The 15,641-nt window shown below is 72.9% G+C and carries 14 protein-coding genes; 7 read left to right on the forward strand and 7 right to left on the reverse strand.

All coding sequences use genetic code 11. The features are described from left to right. The first annotated feature begins 145 nt into the window (after window positions 1-145). Both Q0994_RS01025 and Q0994_RS01030 read left to right on the forward strand, forming a co-directional pair. Window positions 146-520: a hypothetical protein gene (locus Q0994_RS01025; protein WP_299527630.1), complete on the forward strand. Its 375-nt coding sequence runs from the start codon at window positions 146-148 to the stop codon at window positions 518-520. Window positions 521-544: 24 nt separating this feature from the next. Then, entirely contained in the window at window positions 545-952 is a 408-nt protein-coding gene (locus Q0994_RS01030; RefSeq protein WP_299527632.1) for an SRPBCC family protein, read from the forward strand. Between the two features lie 163 nt (window positions 953-1,115). Here Q0994_RS01030 and Q0994_RS01035 read toward each other — a convergent pair whose 3' ends face one another. The 3 genes from Q0994_RS01035 to Q0994_RS01045 all read right to left on the reverse strand — a co-directional run bounded on the left by Q0994_RS01035 (window position 1,116) and on the right by Q0994_RS01045 (window position 5,525). After that, a complete protein-coding gene (locus tag Q0994_RS01035; protein ID WP_299527634.1) occupies window positions 1,116-2,798 on the reverse strand; it encodes a thiamine pyrophosphate-binding protein in 1,683 nt (560 codons plus the stop codon). After that, window positions 2,795-3,766, reverse strand: coding sequence for an agmatinase (gene speB / locus Q0994_RS01040; protein ID WP_299527636.1), 972 nt, complete (start codon window positions 3,764-3,766; stop codon window positions 2,795-2,797). The genes Q0994_RS01035 and speB overlap by 4 nt, the downstream gene beginning before the upstream one ends. A gap of 295 nt (window positions 3,767-4,061) precedes the next feature. Continuing rightward, complete coding sequence (locus Q0994_RS01045; protein WP_299527638.1) at window positions 4,062-5,525, reverse strand: sodium:solute symporter; 1,464 nt, start codon at window positions 5,523-5,525, stop codon at window positions 4,062-4,064. Window positions 5,526-5,778: 253 nt separating this feature from the next. Here Q0994_RS01045 and Q0994_RS01050 point away from each other — a divergent pair, with 253 nt between their 5' ends. The 5 genes from Q0994_RS01050 (at window position 5,779) to Q0994_RS01070 (ending at window position 12,206) form a co-directional block, all read left to right on the forward strand. Next, window positions 5,779-7,239 carry a PucR family transcriptional regulator gene (locus Q0994_RS01050; RefSeq protein ID WP_299527640.1) on the forward strand — a complete coding sequence of 487 codons (1,461 nt, stop codon included), beginning with the start codon at window positions 5,779-5,781 and terminating at the stop codon, window positions 7,237-7,239. 406 nt (window positions 7,240-7,645) lie between these two features. Further along, window positions 7,646-8,845 (forward strand): M48 family metallopeptidase, encoded by a 1,200-nt coding sequence (locus Q0994_RS01055; protein WP_299527642.1) that lies wholly within the window; start codon window positions 7,646-7,648, stop codon window positions 8,843-8,845. 181 nt (window positions 8,846-9,026) lie between these two features. Next, a complete protein-coding gene (locus Q0994_RS01060; protein ID WP_299527644.1) occupies window positions 9,027-10,184 on the forward strand; it encodes an acyl-CoA dehydrogenase family protein in 1,158 nt (385 codons plus the stop codon). A gap of 19 nt (window positions 10,185-10,203) precedes the next feature. After that, the gene (locus Q0994_RS01065; RefSeq protein ID WP_299527646.1) at window positions 10,204-11,085 is read left to right on the forward strand and encodes an acyl-CoA thioesterase II; all 882 of its coding nucleotides are present in this window, start codon (window positions 10,204-10,206) and stop codon (window positions 11,083-11,085) included. Between the two features lie 110 nt (window positions 11,086-11,195). Beyond that, a complete protein-coding gene (locus Q0994_RS01070) occupies window positions 11,196-12,206 on the forward strand; it encodes a cation diffusion facilitator family transporter (RefSeq protein WP_299527648.1) in 1,011 nt (336 codons plus the stop codon). 45 nt (window positions 12,207-12,251) lie between these two features. On the opposite strand, the gene Q0994_RS01075 is transcribed toward Q0994_RS01070, so the two are convergent. The 4 genes from Q0994_RS01075 to Q0994_RS01090 all read right to left on the reverse strand — a co-directional run bounded on the left by Q0994_RS01075 (window position 12,252) and on the right by Q0994_RS01090 (window position 15,583). Beyond that, window positions 12,252-12,665: a MerR family transcriptional regulator gene (locus Q0994_RS01075; protein ID WP_299527650.1), complete on the reverse strand. Its 414-nt coding sequence runs from the start codon at window positions 12,663-12,665 to the stop codon at window positions 12,252-12,254. 41 nt (window positions 12,666-12,706) lie between these two features. Beyond that, the gene (locus tag Q0994_RS01080; RefSeq protein WP_299527652.1) at window positions 12,707-13,789 is read right to left on the reverse strand and encodes an NADP-dependent oxidoreductase; all 1,083 of its coding nucleotides are present in this window, start codon (window positions 13,787-13,789) and stop codon (window positions 12,707-12,709) included. 181 nt (window positions 13,790-13,970) lie between these two features. Further along, the gene (locus tag Q0994_RS01085; protein WP_299527654.1) at window positions 13,971-14,750 is read right to left on the reverse strand and encodes a phosphatase; all 780 of its coding nucleotides are present in this window, start codon (window positions 14,748-14,750) and stop codon (window positions 13,971-13,973) included. A gap of 212 nt (window positions 14,751-14,962) precedes the next feature. Continuing rightward, a complete protein-coding gene (locus Q0994_RS01090) occupies window positions 14,963-15,583 on the reverse strand; it encodes a TetR/AcrR family transcriptional regulator (RefSeq protein WP_299527656.1) in 621 nt (206 codons plus the stop codon). Between the last annotated feature and the right edge of the window lie 58 nt (window positions 15,584-15,641).

A 15,641-nucleotide genomic window follows, 5' to 3' on the forward strand; every position in this document is an offset into this window, starting at 1 on the left:
GCCGCAACAATTACGGGACCGAGGACCTAGGCCCCCTCACCCGTTCGGATGAAACAGAGGGTGAGGGGGTAGGCCGGGTTTCCACTCCATGTCACTCTGGGTAATCAGTCCACGGAACAGAAAGTGAAGCGAGGGGGGCAGGTTCATGTCGGACGACAAGCCGAGGTCGGACGCGTACCGCAGCGGTCAGGTGTACGCGGTGCTGGAGGTGCTGCGGAGGTTGGGCGGGGTGCCCGGGGGCCCTCGGTTCGGGGACGAGGACGTGCGTCGGAACGCCTCCCGGAGGCCGCTGCACGTGATGGCGGAGCCCTTCCTGATGCTCGGCAAGTGCTACGGCTGGGCCCGGCGCAAGGACAGGGTGGCCGCCGACACGCTGCTGCGGTCGCTGCCCGATCTGATGCCCCTGGCCACCAAGGGAGATCCGTTCCCCGGAAGCCTCACCGACGACCAGCAGGCCGGATTCCTCCAAGGACGGCTCGACCAACTGGAGGCGATAGCCGAAAAGACGGGTGTGCGCTGACTCCCGTCTCCTACGCTCGACCTCATGGAGAGCAATGCGCCGGCCACACGCCACATCAGCACCCATATCGACCGCTCCGTGGAGGAGGTGTACAAGTACGCGTCGGACCCGGCCCGCCTGCCCGAGTGGGCGGCGGGGCTCAGCGGGTCCATCGAAAAGGTGGACGGGAAGTGGATCGCGCAGTCACCGATGGGGCGGGTCGTGGTCGACTTCGCGCCGGAGAACGCGTGGGGCGTGCTGGACCACTACGTCACGCTGGAATCCGGCCAGACCTTCTACAACCCGGTGCGGGTGATCGCGGACGGCGAGGGAGCGGAAGTCGTCTTCACGCTGCGGCGTCAGCCGGAGATGACCGACGCGGAGTTCCAGCGCGACACGGACGCGATCACCGCCGATCTGGCCGCGCTCAAGACCTTGCTGGAGCGCGGATAGCCGCTCCGCCGTCCGGCGGCACGGAGCGCGCCGGGAGACGCCGGTGCCCCGGACCCTCCCACCGGTCGGGAGGGTCCGGGGCACCGTCGGGGGCACTCGTGAGCGGTCGTCCGCCCGCGTGCGGGTGCGGGGCCGGCCCCGCACCGGTCCCGGCCCCGGTAGCTCAGAGGTGCGTCGGCGCGAACATCTTCAGCAGCGCCGGGAGCACCACGACCGAGGGTCCGGGCGCGGCCAGCGCCTTGGAGAGGTCCGCGGCGAGGGTCTCGGGCGAGGTACGGACGGCCGGGACGCCGAAGGACTCGGCCAGGGCGACGAAGTCCGGGCGGGACAGTTCGGTGCCGGTGGCCTCGCCGAAGGCGTCCGTCATGTACTCGCGCAGGATGCCGTAGCCGCCGTCGTCCACGATCAGCCAGGTGACCGGGAGGTCGTACTGGCGGGCGGTGGCGAGTTCGGCGATCGAGTACATCGCGCCGCCGTCGCCGGTGACCGCGAGCACCGGCTTCGTCGGGTCGGCGGCGGCGGCTCCGAGCGCCGCCGGGAAGGCGTAGCCGAGACCGCCGGCGCCCTGCCCGGAGTGCATGGTGTTGGGCTGCCGGGCGTCGAAGGCGGACCAGGCCCAGTAGGCCAGGATCGTCATGTCCCAGAAGCTGGGCGCCTCGTCCGGGAGGGCTTCGCGGACGGAGGCGAGGACGTCCTGCTCCAGCGTGAGGTCCTGACCGTCGATCCGGGCGCGCACCTTCTCCAGCAGGGTGCGCACCCGCTCGGCGGCTGTGGGGTCCTCGCGTTCCCCGACGGCCTCCAGGAGGTCGGCCAGGGCCTCCCGGGCATCGGAGTGGATGCCGAGTGCGGGGTGGTTGGACTCCAGCTTCCCGGCGTCGGCCTCGATCTGGATGACCCGGCCGCGGGGGCGGAAGGTGTGGTAGTTCGACGACAGTTCGCCGAGGCCCGAGCCGACGACCAGCAGTACGTCGGCGTCTTCCAGCAGCTCCGTGGTGTATCGGTCCTCCAGCCAGGACCGGAGCGACAGCGGGTGTTCCCAGGGGAAGGCGCCCTTGCCGCCGAAGGTGGTGACCACGGGCGCGTCGAGCTTCTCGGCGAGCGCGAGCAGCTTGCCGCTCGCGTCGGAGCGCACGACTCCTCCGCCGGCGATGATCGCGGGCCGCTCCGCACGGGAGAGAAGGTCGGCGGCGGCGACGATCAGCTCCGGGCGCGGGTAGAGCTCGCGCGGGGAGGCGTCCATCGCGCTGACGACGGGCAGCGTCGTCTCCGCGAGGAGCACGTCCTGCGGGATCTCCACCCAGACGGGGCCGTGCGGCGCGGTCAGCGCGGATTCCCAGGCGGCGGCGATGGCCGAGGGGATCTGCGAGGCGGTCCGCACCGTGTGGACCGACTTCACGACGTCACGGAAGGAGGCCTTCTGGTCGCGCAGTTCATGCAGGTAGCCGTGGCGTCCGCCGCCGAGTCCGGCGACGGGGATCTGGCTGGAGATCGCCAGCACGGGCGCGGAGGCGGCCGCGGACTCCTGGAGGGCGGCGAGCGAGGTGAGCGCGCCGGGACCGGTGGACAGGAGGAGCGGTGCCACCTCGCCGGTGATGCGGCCGTAGGCGTCGGCGGCGAAGCCGGCGTTGTTCTCGACGCGGAGTCCGACGTACGAGAGGGAGGAGCGGCGCAGTGCGTCGAACATGCCGAGGGCGTGCTGGCCGGGAAGGCCGAAGACGGTGGTGGCGCCGAGTCCCTGGAGGGTCTCGGTGACGAGGTCACCGCCGTTGCGGCCGGCGGGCGGGTTCAGCGCCGCCTCGGCCTGGGCCGGGGTGAGGCCGGGGCGGTCGTCGTGGTCGTGGCTCACTGCTTCCGCGCCTCCGCGATCTGCCGGGACATGATGGTCGTCAGTTCGTACGCGGTGTGGGAGGCCGCGACGGACGTGATCTCCGCGTGATCGTACGCCGGGGCGACCTCCACGAGGTCGGCGGAGACGAGGTGGCAGGAGGACAGGCCGCGCACGATCTCCAGAAGTTCGCGGGAGGTCAGGCCGCCGGCCTCGGGGGTGCCGGTGCCGGGCGCGTGTGCCGGGTCGAGGACGTCGATGTCGATGGAGATGTACAGCGGGCGGTCACCGATGCGTTGGCGGAGCTGGTCGGTGATCTCGTCGACGCCGCGGCGCATCACGTCGGCGGAGGTGACGATGCCGAAGCCGAGCTTGGCGTCGTCGGTGAGGTCCTGCTTGCCGTAGAGCGGGCCGCGGGTGCCGACGTGGGAGAGGGCGGAGGTGTCGAGGATGCCCTCTTCGACGGCCCGGCGGAACGGCGTGCCGTGGGTGTACTCGGCGCCGAAGTAGGTGTCCCAGGTGTCCAGGTGCGCGTCGAAGTGGAGCAGGGCGACGGGTCCGTGCTTCTTGGCGACGGACCGCAGCAGCGGGAGGGCGATGGTGTGGTCGCCGCCGAGGGTCATCAGACGGGCGCCGGTGGAGAGGAGTTCGTCGGCGGCGGCCTCGATGGTCTCCACGGCCTCGTTGATGTTGAACGGGTTGGCGGCGATGTCGCCGGCGTCCGCGACCTGCGCCAGGGCGAACGGCGCGGCGTCCTGCGCCGGGTTGTACGGGCGCAGGAGGCGGGACGCCTCGCGGATGGCGTTGCCGCCGAAGCGGGCGCCGGGACGGTAGGAGACGCCGGTGTCGAAGGGCACGCCGACCACGGCGACGTCGGCGGTGCCGACCTCGTCCAGCCGCGGCAGCCGCGCGAACGTCGCGGGCCCGGCGTAGCGCGGCACCCGGGACGAGTCGACCGGACCGCGCGGGGTTTCGTTGCTGCTGCTCATGGGGGGCGCCTTCTTTCTGGTCGTACCAAAAATGCGGGTGGAACGGGTGGTGCGGATGTCACGGACAGAGCGGGTGGGGCGGGTGTCACGGGTGGAGCGAGTGGTGCGGATGTCACGGATGAGGCGGGTGGAGCTGGTGATGCGGGTGCAGCAGGTGACGCGGATGCTCCGGCGGGCCGTGGTCGGGGCCGGGGCCATGGTCGGGGCCGGGGCCATGGCGGGCCCCAGGACCAGGGCCGGGGCCGTACGGCGGCCTCGATGGCCGTGGCCGCCGCACGGTCGTCCCGACTCGGCGTCAGGCGGGGACGGGTGCCTCCGGCTGGTCGGTCTCCGGTGCGCGGCCGGCGAGCCGTTCGCGCCAGGCGGCCAGTACCTTGGCGTCGGTCGGCCGGGTGGCCAACGAGACGATCACGTACACCACGAGGGAGGCGAGCAGCCCGTAGTAGATGGGCTCGTTGGCAAGGATGCCGTAGACGGCCATCAGGACGACGACCGAGATCCCGCCGACGCCGACGGCGGCCAGCGCGCCGGTCGCCGTGCCCCGGCGCCACAGCAGTCCGCCGAGGATCGGGACGAGCAGGCCGGCGACGAGCAGGTTGTAGGCCACGGTCAGGGCCTCCACCACGTCGTTGAGCGCGATGGCGATGACGACGACGGCGATGCCCATGATCAGGATGAAGATCCGGTTGCCCTTCACCTCGTCGTGTCCCTCGCCGTCGCCCTTCCCGGCCACGCCCCGCAGCCGGGACCAGATGTCGTTGTTGGCCACGGTGGCGCAGGCGATCAGCGCGCCGGAGGAGGTGGACATCACGGCGGCGAGCGCGGCGGCCAGGACCAGCCCGCGCACACCGACCGGAAGCTCGTCCTTGACGATGGTGGCGAACGCGGCGTCGGCGCTCGGCAGATTCGGGTACAGCACCTTGGCGGCGGTGCCGATGACGGCTCCGGCGATCGCGTAGACCAGGCAGTACGTGCCGGCGACGGTGCCGCCCCAGCGGGCCGTGCGGTCGCTGCGCGCGGTGAACACCCGCTGCCAGATGTCCTGGCCGATGAGCATGCCGAAGGTGTAGATGAGCACGTAGGTGAAGATCGTCTCGCCGCCGATGCCGAGCGGGTCGAAGTACTCGGTGGGGAGCTTCGCCTTCATCTCGCTGAAGCCGCCGGCCTTCACGACCGCGATCGGCAGCAGGAGCAGCAGGACGCCGATGGTCTTCACCACGAACTGCACCATGTCGGTGATCGTGATCGACCACATGCCGCCGAGCGTCGAGTAGGCCACGACGATGGCACCGCCGAGGATGATCGCCACGGTCCGGTTCACATCGAAGAGGACGTCGAAGATGGTGGCGTACGCGATGGTCGAGGTCACCGCCAGCATGAGGGTGTAGGCCCACATCACGACGCCGGAGATGAGTCCGGCCCGGCCGCCGTAGCGGAGGTCGAGCATCTCGGAGACCGTGTAGACCTTCAGCCGGGCGATGCGCGCCGAGAAGAAGACGGACAGGGCCAGCAGCCCGAGGCCGATGGTGATGACCATCCAGGCGCCGGAGAGGCCGTACTGGTAGCCGAGGCCGACACCACCGATCGTGGAGGCGCCGCCGAGGACGATGGCCGCCATCGTCCCGGAGTACATCGCGGGGCCGAGACGGCGTCCCGCCACCAGGAACTCGCTCTTGGACTTGGCGCGGCGCATGCCCCACCAGCCCATGGCGAGCATCCCGGCCAGATAGACCACGATCACGGCGTAGTCGACGGCCATGGGCTTCCCTTCCTCTCTGTCGGCCGGAACGGCGGTGGCGGCGGCGCGTCCCCGTTCGTCGGGGGCGCGGACCTCATCGCTGGTCTCCCGGTCGGTCCGTGCACAGATCGTGCGGCCCGCGGGGCGGGGACCCCCGGGCGGAACGCTGCCGCACGACGGTGTGGGGCACGCACCCCAGACCGTAGGTGGCCGATAAGCAACGCTGAAGTGTACGTTTCATCCACTCTTGCCGTACGAAATGGACGGATCATCCATGCCCACCCTCCCCGAGGGGCCTCCCACGCCCCCCGTGCCCCTCCAGGCTCTGCTCGCCCGGGAGGAATTGGGGCTGCGCCTGATCGCGGGCCCGGACGAGGCGTCGCTCCAGTGGGTGCACGTCACGGAGATGGCGGACCCGTATCCGTATCTGCTCGGCGGGGAGCTCGTCCTCAGCGCGGGTGTCCTGCTCACCGACCCGGCGACCTATGTGTCGCGTCTGGTGGAGGCCGGGGCGGCGGCGCTCGGCTTCGGGCTGCGTCCGGTGCACGAGACGGTGCCGCCGGAACTCGTCGCCGCGTGCGAGCGCCTGGGGCTGCCGTTGCTGGAGGTGCCGCCGGGCACCACGTTCGCCGCGACCGGCCGGGCGATCTGGAAGCTGATGGCCGACGCCCGCCACCTCGAACTGCGCCGGGTGACCCGCGCGCAGCAGGCGCTCGCCACGGCCGCCGCCCGCCCCGACCCGGTCCCGGCGGTCCTGCACCAGTTGGCGACCCATCTGGAGGGCAGGGCGGCGCTGCTGACCAAAGCCGGCGCGGAGGTGCACGCCACCGGCCCCCGGCAGACACCCGCCGTGACGGCCGCCCTGCTGCGGCTGGCACGCGTCGTCGCCCCGCTAGAACCCCCGCAGGAACGCCGCGCCCCGGCGTCGGCGACGGACACGGTCGACGGAGTGCGCCTGGCGGCGTACGCCCTCGGCGGCGGACAGGGCCTCGTCCTCGCGCTCGCCACCGGTGCACGCGATCCCGGCGCCCACACCATGACGGGGATGGCCGTGGTCCTCCTCTCCCTGCTGGCCGCGCCGCACCAGGGGACCGGCGCCGCCGACCGTTCGACCGCGCTCGTCCGCCTGCTGCTGGGGGCCGGCCCCGAAGCGGTGGCACCACTCCTCGGGGACGGCGGCCCGTGGACGGTGGTGCACGCCCGCCGCACGGGGGGCGCCGGCACCGACCCCCTGCACGCCAACGCTCTCGGCTCCGCCCTCGCCTCCCCGCTGGTCGACGCCGGCGGTCCGGACGGTGGCCCCGTACGCGTCCTGCTCACCCGCCCCGACCGGCTCGCCCCGCAGCCGGGCTGGACGCTCGGCGCCTCCGCGCCCACCGCCCCCGGCGACCTGACCACCGCGGACGCTCTCGCCGCCCACGCCCTCACCCGCGCCCAGGCGACCCGCGCACCGCTGGTCCGGCACCGCGACGAACCCGGCCTCGCCGGACTGGTCCCCCGCGAGGCCGCCGAGGCGCACGCCCGCGCACTGCTCGCCCCGTTGACCGACACCCTGGCCGAGACCCTGCGCTGCTGGCTCTCCCTGCACGGAAACTGGGACCGCACGGCGACGGCCCTCGCCGTCCACCGCAACACCGTCCGCCAGCGCGTCGCCCGCTGCGCCGAGTTGCTCCGGGCGGACCTGGACGACATGGACGTACGCACGGAGTTGTGGTTCGCGCTGGGACAGCGATGACACCGCCGGCCCGCACCCTGGCCGCACGCCGCCGGTCCCGCGCCCGGCCGCACTCCGCCGGCACCGTGCCCCGGTCGCACACCGAAGTGCCCGCGCCCGGCCCGCCGCAGCCGAAGTGCCGCCCGGCCGCAGGCCGAACGGCCGCTCCCCGCACGCGCGACCCGCTCAGAGCTTGAGCACGCCCCGCCGGACCCAGCCGCCCCCGAGGGCGCCCCGCCCCGGCCGCCGCACCCCTGTCCCCGCCCGGTACGCTGCGACGCCGCCGCGGCCGGGTGCCCGGCGGGCATGCGGCCCCCGGGGAGGGGCCTTCATCGAGGGGGTGGGGTTGCCCATGGGTGACGTGAGGGAAATTGACGTCCGTCCGTGTCCGGAGTGCGGCGCCGAAGTGCGCGCGGACACACGGTTCGTGACGTGGTGCGAAGCATGCGACTGGAACGTCGATCCGGGAAAGCCGGACGAAGCGCCGGGGCGCATGGAGGCGTTCCGGCGGAGGCTCGCGAAGTCGTACGGCGAGAAGCTGTACGCCGAGGTGGCGGCGGGCGGGAGCCTCGCGCCGCACCGCGATCCCGCGGGTGTGTTCGCGCTCGTTCTCGCGCTGGCCGTCCACGGGTTCACCGCCGCCGTCGCGCTCGGCGGACTGCTGCTGATCACGGTCGCCGGCGGTGTCGCCTTCTGCGTCCTGGGGGTGGTCCTGCTGCTCCTGGCGTGGGTCCTGCGGCCGAGGATGGCCCGGCTGCCCGAGGACCTGCCCGTGCTGCGCCGCGCGGACGCGCCGGAACTGTTCGCGCTGGTCGACGAGGTGGCGGCGCTGACCGGCACGACGGGGGTGAGGGCCGTCGTGGTCGACGGCGACTTCAACGCCTCGGTGTCCACCTACGGAATCCGCCGCCACCGCGTGCTGTCCTTGGGGCTCGGGGCCTGGGAGAGCCTTACCCCGCAGGAACGGATCGCACTGCTCGGACACGAACTCGGCCACTTCGCCAACGGCGACCTCCGCCACGGGCTCGTCGTCTCGAACGCCCTGAGGTCACTGGACACCTGGCGCTACCTGGTGGCGGCCCAGTCCCGGCCGCAGACGCTCATGGACTGGCTGCTCAACCTCCTGTACCTGCCGCCCCGCCTCGTGGTCAACGGCCTGCTGGCACTGCTCGACCGGCTGACGCTGCGCTCCGCCCAGCGGGCCGAGTACCTCGCGGACACCTTAGCCGCACGGGTCGGCTCCACCGCGTCCGCCGTCGCCCTGATGGACAAGCTGCTGGTGTGGGAGTCCGGCGAGGGGTGGCTGAGGCGCGAGGTGAACGCCGTCCGCACGAAGGGGAGCCGGGCCGCCGGCCGCGACACGAACGCCGACGAGCTCTGGGAGGGGCTGGCCGCGCACATGGCCTCCGTGCCCGACCGGGAGCGCGAGCGCCTTCGCCGGGTGGGCGCCCTGCGCGGTCACAGCGTGGACTCCAGCCACCCGCCGACGCACCTGCGCCGCGCCTGCCTGCTGGCCGTGCCCCCGACCGGGGCCGTCCTGAACCCCACCGACGAGCGGCTGGCCGCCGTCTCCACCGAGCTTTCCACCGCCCGTGCCACCGTGACGCGCATGATCGTCCGGGGCTGAACGGGGCGGTCGCCCCGAGTACTCCCGGCTCCGCATCCCAACGTGCCCCGCATCACCCTGGACAGCTCCATGACCGACGGGTAACTTCGAACAAGGAGACTGAGCAAGCGCTTAGACATGCCCGGTGCCCGCCCGGAACTCCGGGCGTGGCCGGAGCCGAAGCCGATCAAGGAGGCACCCCGTGCGCCGTACGGTATTCAACGAGGACCACGAGGCGTTCCGGGAGACCATCCGCGCCTTCATCGCGGCAGAGGTCAGTCCCGTCTACGACGAGTGGTTCGCGGCCGGCCAGGTGCCCCGCGACTTCTACTACAAGCTCGCGGAGCTGGGGATCTTCGGCATCGAGGTGCCCGAGGAGTTCGGCGGCGCCGGCGAGGAGTCCTTCAAGTTCGAGGCCATCGTCTATGAGGAGACCGCGCGCGCGGCCGTCTCGTTCGGCGGCTCCGGCGTGCACGTGCTGCTCTGCCTCCCGTATCTCAAGGCGTACGCCACCCAGGAGCAGAAGAAGCGCTGGCTGCCGGACTTCGTCTCCGGCAAGACGATGTACGCCATCGCCATGACGGAGCCCGGCACCGGTTCCGACCTGGCGGGGATGAAGACCACCGCGAAGCTGTCCGAGGACGGCACCCACTACGTGCTGAACGGCTCGAAGACGTTCATCACCGGTGGCGTGCACGCCGACCGCGTGATCGTCTGCGCCCGCACGGACGCCCCCAAGCCGGACGACCGCCGGCACGGCATCTCGCTGCTCGTCGTCGACACCAAGGCCGAGGGGTACTCCGTCGGCCGCAAGCTCGACAAGCTCGGCCTGCGCACCTCCGACACCGCCGAACTGTCCTTCGTGGACGTCAAGGTGCCCGTCGAGGACCTGCTCGGCGAGGAGAACAAGGGCTTCTCCTACCTCGGCCAGAACCTCCCGCAGGAACGTCTCGGCATCGCGGTCGGCGCGTACGCCCAGGCCGCCGCCGCGGTCCGGTTCGCCCAGCAGTACACCCAGGACCGTACGGTCTTCGGCAAGACGGTCGCGTCCTTCCAGAACACCAAGTTCGAACTGGCCGCCTGCAAGGCGGAGGTGGACGCCGCCGAGGCCGTGGTCGACCGCGCGATCGAGGCGCACGACGCCGGTGAGCTGACCGCCGCCGACGCCGCGTCGGTGAAGCTCTTCTGCACCGAGGTCGCCCACCGCGTGATCGACAAGTGCCTCCAGCTGCACGGCGGTTACGGCTACATGAACGAGTACCCGATCGCCCGCCTGTACGCCGACAACCGCGTGAACCGCATCTACGGCGGCACCAGCGAGGTCATGAAATCCATCATCGCCAAGTCCATGGGCCTGTGAGGACGGCTACGTTCTTCCCATGAGCGAAGCACTCGATTCCCTGCTCGATCTGCTCGACCTGGAGCAGATCGAGCAGGACATCTTCCGGGGCACCAGCCGTTCCGCGGTCGTGCCCCGCGTGTTCGGCGGCCAGGTCGCGGCGCAGGCACTGGTCGCCGCGGGCCGTACGGTTCCCGGCGACCGGGGCGCGCACTCGCTCCATTCGTACTTCCTGCGGATGGGCGACCCCGGCGCGCCGATCGTCTACACGGTCGACCGCATCCGGGACGGCGGCTCCTTCACCACCCGCCGGGTGGTCGCGGTCCAGCACGGGCAGCCGATCTTCCACCTGTCGGCGTCGTTCCAGACGCACGAGGACGGGCTGGAGCACCAGGCCCCCATGCCGGACGCCCCGGACCCGCTGACTCTGCCGACGGCGGAGGAGATGCTGCCCCGGTACGCGGACCGGTTCACGGATCCCGCCATGGTGGACCGGCTGATCGAGGCGCGGTCCGCGGTCGACCTCCGGTATGTGCACAAGCCGCCGTTCGCCACCGCGGGCGAGCCGCGCGAGCCGCGTTCGCAGGTGTGGTTCCGCACCCGCGGCAAGCTCGCCGACGATCCGCTGCTGCACGTCTGCATGGCCACGTACGTCTCCGACATGACGCTGCTGGACTCGGTGCTGCTGGCCCATGGGCGCGGCGGCTGGTCGGTGGGGGACGTGGTCGGGGCGAGCCTGGACCACGCGATGTGGTTCCACCGGCCCTTCCGGGCGGACGAGTGGCTGCTGTACGACCAGGAGTCGCCGTCGTCCTCCGGCGGGCGCGGTCTCGGCCAGGCCCGGATCTACACCGAGGACGGCCGCCTGGCGATCACCGTCATCCAGGAGGGACTGGTCAGGGTCCCGCGCGCCCGCCGCTGAGCCGCTTGGCCCGGCGCCCGCCGGACCCGCGGCTCACCCGGAGCACCGCCCGGCCGCGCCGTCGCCCCCGTCCGGACATACTCCCGGGCAAGTCGGTCATACTCCCCCTCATGGGAGCGGACGAGACGGACAGCACGGCGAACCCGGACGGCGGGCGGGAGCGGAAGAAGGGAGACGGCGGCGGCGGGGAGTCCACCTTCACCGTCATCGTCGCGGCACTCGCCAACCTGGGCATCGCCGTGGCGAAGGCCGTCGCGGGCCTCGTCAGCGGGTCCAGTGCGATGCTCTCGGAGGCCGCCCACTCGGTGGCCGACACCGTCACCGAGGTCATGCTGCTGACCGCCCTGAAGCGGAGCGACAAGCCCGCCGACGAGGAGCACCCGCTGGGCTACGGCCCCGAGCGGTACATCTGGGCGATGCTGGCCTCGGTCGCGACGTTCGTCGGCGGCGCGGTCTTCTCCCTCTACGACGGGATCCACACGCTGGTCCGGGGCGAGGAACTGGGCGACCCCCTGGTCTCGTACATTGTGCTGGCCGTGGCCTTCCTGCTGGAGGGCTACTCGCTGCGCACCGGCGTCAAGCAGGTGCGTCGGGAGGCCGCCCGGCTGGAGGCGTCGACCGGCTACTACCTCCGCAACACCCCGGACACGGCGGTCAAGGCGGTCGTGATGGAGGACTCGGCGGCCCTGGTCGGCCTGGTCCTCGCGGCCGGCGGGCTGCTCGGCGGCCAGTTGACCGGTTCCGGGGTGTGGGACGGGATCGCGTCGATCCTCATCGGCGTACTGCTGGTGTACGTGGCCTGGGTGCTGGGCCGTTCCAACGCGCAGCTCCTGATCGGCCGGCCGCTGCCGCCCGCCATGCGGGCCTCGGTGCGGGAGGAACTGCTGTCGGTGTCGGAGATCGTCGAGGTGCTGGAGCTGACGACGCTGATCCAGGGGCCGACGGAGATCCTGATCGCCGCGAAGGTCGACTTCCGGGACCTGGCCCGCGCCGACCGGATCGAGTGGGCCTGCGAGCAGGCCGAGGCCCGGCTGCGGGAGCGCTTCCCGTCGGTCCGGCGGGTCTACCTGGACCCCACGCCGGGGCGCGGACAGCGGCGGCCCGCGCCGGACGGCGGCTGAACCCGTCCCGCGTGCACCGGCCCCCGTCCACCGCTCACACGTCCGCTACGTCTCTCCGGTGGCGGGCTCCGCCCCCGCCGGACCCGCCCGCCCGGCGGCCGGGGCGCCCACCTTGCGGGCCAGGGTCTGCCGGAGGTCGGTGAGGCGGGCGATCTCGGCGTCCAGGGCGGCCAGCCGCTGCCCGACGACACCCGGGGAGCCCGGCTCGGTCGCGGTACAGACGACCGGGCCGCCCGAGGCCAGCAGGTGGAGGCGATCGGCGCAGGCGCGTACGTCCTCGACGGTGAGGCCGGAGGCCAGCAGTTCCCGGACGAGGCGGACCCGCGCCACGTCCTCGGCCCCGTACTCCCGTTGCCCGGAGGAGGTGCGGGCGGGCGGGGCGAGCAGCCCGCGCTGTTCGTAGAAGCGCAACGCGCGGGGCGTCGTCCCCGCCGACGCCGCCGCGTCCCCGATCCGCATCCCGCACCACCCCCTGCCCGGCCCGCCGGGCACGGCGCCCGTCAGGAGAACACTTCCACCACGGCACCGCCGAAATGCCGCCCCCGCAGGAGTTCCTCGAACGCGCGCGGAGCGTTGCCCAGTCCCGCGACGGCGGTGTACGGGAAGGTGATCCGGCCGGAACGCAGCCACGCGCCGAACCGCCGGTTCCACTCCGCGCCGACGTCGGGGTGGTCGCCGCCCGTGTAACCGCGCACCGACAGCCCCTTGACGATCATCCGGTACGTGTCGATCTCCGCCGGGGCGCTGCCACCGCCGCGGCCGGCCGCCAACTGGCCGGAGAGCGCGCCGACCAGGGCGAACCGGGCACCGGGGCGGGCGACCGCGACCGCCGCCGTCAGCTGCTCGCCGCCGACCAGGTCCAGCAGGACGTCGATCCCGTCGGGCGCGGCCTCGGCGAGGCGGCGGGTGAAGTCCTCCGGCCCGCGGAGCACCACGGCGTCGTAGCCGAGCTCGGCCACCAGCCGTTCGGCCTTCGCGGGCGAGCCGGTGGTACCGATGACCGTGCCCGCCCCCAGCAGCCGGGCGATCTGGCCCGCGAGGACGCCCACCGCGCCCGCGGCGCCGGTGACCAGCACCGTGTCGCCCGGCCGGACCTCGGCGAGCCGGGTCAGCGCCCCGTACGCCGAGGAGCCCTGGGCGAGGTGGGCGACCGGGTCGGGCAGTACGTCCCCGAGGGCGGCGGCGTCACCGGCGGGCAGAACGGCGTACTCCCGCCAGCCGAGCAGATGGGTCACCGGGTCGCCGGGTCGCAACCGGCTTCCGGCGGGCGCGGCGACGACCTCCCCGACGGCGGGCCCGATGACGGTGTCGCCGGCCCGCAGCGGGGGCAGCGGCACCCCGTCGTTCTCCGCGCCCATCAGCGTACGGAGCCCCGCGAAGAGGGCGAAGTGGCTGTTGCGGACGAGCAGTTGTCCCGGTCCGGGCTGCGGGAGCGGGGTCTCCACGACGGTGAGGTGCCGGGCCTCGGGCAGCCCCTCGGGCGTCGCGGCGAGGCGAATCTCGCGGGAGGTGCGGGGCAGGCCGGGAGCGGCAAGGCTTGCGGGCGGTCCGGGCGGGCCGGACGGGTCGGGCGCTGCGGGCATGCGGGGCTCCTGGGGTGGAGACGGTGGCCGACGCGCCGGGACACGGTACGGCCGGAGGAGCCCGGAAACTAACCCCTGACCCGCGGGTCAGGGTCAAGAGGGAACGCCGTACCGGCCGGAAGACCCCGGCACCATCGTCCCGAGCCGCCCCGCACGGCCGGGAGCCGGGCGCAACCGCCCTCTACAGCAGTCCCGCCGCGTTCAGCAGGTAGTCCGTCATCGGGTCGTAGAACCGCGGGTCGAGGACGTGGTCGTCCAGCGGGACGGTGACCTGGAGGGTGCCCTCGGCCTCGCCGAGGAACAGGGCGGGGTCGTTGCAGTCGGCGTACCCGATGGAGTCGAGGCCCCGCTGTCCGGCGCAGCCCGCCCAGCCGTGGTCGGCGAGGACCAGGTCGGGCTGGGGACTGCCTTCGCGTTCCAGGCCGTCCAGGATCGCGGCCATCGGCGCGGGCGAGTGGGTGTGCCAGAGCGTCGCGCCGCGTTCCAGCATGGCCACGTCGGCGAACTGGAGCACCAGGCCCTCGTCGGCGGTGAGACCGCCCGGGATGCGGACGATCTCGCAGCCCGCCCGGCGCAGCGCGTCGGCCGTCTTGCGGTGCACGTCGAGCAGACCGCCGGGGTGGCCGGTGGCGAACAGGACCCGCTGGGCGCCCTCGGCCGCCTTGCGCAGCCGGTCGGCCATCCGGTCGAGGGCGTCGACGGTCAGCTCGGGGTCGATGGTGTCCTGGCCGTGCCGGTGGCCGGGGTCGTCGTTGACGCCGCATCTCTCGGCCATGACCGCGAGGACGTCCTGCTCGTCGGTCCACCGGTCGCCGAGCTCCAGCCCGAGCCAGTAGTGCCGGTCGCCGTTGGCAAGGCTGCGGTAGTGGGCGAGGTTGTTGTCCCGGGGGGTGGCCACGTCGCCCGCGATGCGCGTACGGACGAGATGGTCGACGAGTGCGGCACGGCTCGGTATCGGCATGCCACCCATTGTGCCGTCCGGGCCGCCCGCCGGGCCCGTCGTCTTGCACGGTGGACCGGGGGTGTGCGCGGAGGCCGGGGCTTGCGTGGAGGGGCCGGGTGCACGCGTACCGCGGCGCGGGCCGGGCCGTGGACACGGGAGGCGGTCACATGGAGGGCGGGAACGGGGGCGCGGCGCCGGGGCTATGGCGCGTACGGCTTTGGGGCGGGCGGTTACCGGGGCTCTGCCGCCGCCGCGAAGGCCCCGCGGGCCAGCCGGTGCAGCAGGGCCGCGGTCGACGCGCGGTCCGGGAGCGCCTCGGGGCGGGTGAGGCGGGGGGTGGAGTTGAGCAGGCCGAAGACGGCGTGCACGGTGACGCGGGCCTCGGCCTCGGTGAGCGCCGGGTAGCGGGCGCGCACCACACCGACCCAGACCTCGACGTACTGGCGCTGGAGCCGGCGCACCCGCTTGCGGTCGTCCTCGCGCAGCCGGTCCAGCTCGCGGTCGTGCAGAGTGATCAGCGGCCGGTCGTCGAGGGCGAAGTCGATGTGGCCCTCGATCAGGGCGTCCAGCACCGCTTCCGGCGAGCCGCCGGCTCCGTCCCCGGTCCGCGACACGCGGAGCCGTCCGCCCTCCAGCAGCCGCTCGCTGATGCCCACCAGCAGTTCGGCGAGCATCGCGTCCTTGCCGGGGAAGTGCCGGTAGAGCCCGGGGCCGCTGATGCCGACCGCTGCCCCTATCTCGTCCACGCCGACGCCGTGGAACCCGCGCTCGGCGAAGAGGCGTGCGGCCTCCCGGAGGATCTGCTCCCGGCGGGCGGGTGCGGCGACGCGGGCCGTGGCATGGGTGCTCATGAGGATTCATTCTAGACAGGGCCGTTAGCGCTCGTTAACCTGAAGTGCGTTAACGCTC

Source organism: uncultured Streptomyces sp., assembly GCF_947488945.1.
GTDB lineage: Bacteria > Actinomycetota > Actinomycetes > Streptomycetales > Streptomycetaceae > Streptomyces.

What these genes read in the sequence shown, in the direction of transcription:
- Q0994_RS01025 (WP_299527630.1), top strand. Translation starts at nt 146, where the DNA reads ATGTCGGACGACAAGCCGAGGTCGGACGCGTACCGCAGCGGTCAGGTG.
- Q0994_RS01030 (WP_299527632.1), top strand. Translation starts at nt 545, where the DNA reads ATGGAGAGCAATGCGCCGGCCACACGCCACATCAGCACCCATATCGAC.
- speB (WP_299527636.1), bottom strand. Translation starts at nt 3,766, where the DNA reads ATGAGCAGCAGCAACGAAACCCCGCGCGGTCCGGTCGACTCGTCCCGG.
- Q0994_RS01045 (WP_299527638.1), bottom strand. Translation starts at nt 5,525, where the DNA reads ATGGCCGTCGACTACGCCGTGATCGTGGTCTATCTGGCCGGGATGCTC.
- Q0994_RS01050 (WP_299527640.1), top strand. Translation starts at nt 5,779, where the DNA reads ATGCCCACCCTCCCCGAGGGGCCTCCCACGCCCCCCGTGCCCCTCCAG.
- Q0994_RS01065 (WP_299527646.1), top strand. Translation starts at nt 10,204, where the DNA reads ATGAGCGAAGCACTCGATTCCCTGCTCGATCTGCTCGACCTGGAGCAG.
- Q0994_RS01070 (WP_299527648.1), top strand. Translation starts at nt 11,196, where the DNA reads ATGGGAGCGGACGAGACGGACAGCACGGCGAACCCGGACGGCGGGCGG.
- Q0994_RS01075 (WP_299527650.1), bottom strand. Translation starts at nt 12,665, where the DNA reads ATGCGGATCGGGGACGCGGCGGCGTCGGCGGGGACGACGCCCCGCGCG.
- Q0994_RS01080 (WP_299527652.1), bottom strand. Translation starts at nt 13,789, where the DNA reads ATGCCCGCAGCGCCCGACCCGTCCGGCCCGCCCGGACCGCCCGCAAGC.
- Q0994_RS01085 (WP_299527654.1), bottom strand. Translation starts at nt 14,750, where the DNA reads ATGCCGATACCGAGCCGTGCCGCACTCGTCGACCATCTCGTCCGTACG.
- Q0994_RS01090 (WP_299527656.1), bottom strand. Translation starts at nt 15,583, where the DNA reads ATGAGCACCCATGCCACGGCCCGCGTCGCCGCACCCGCCCGCCGGGAG.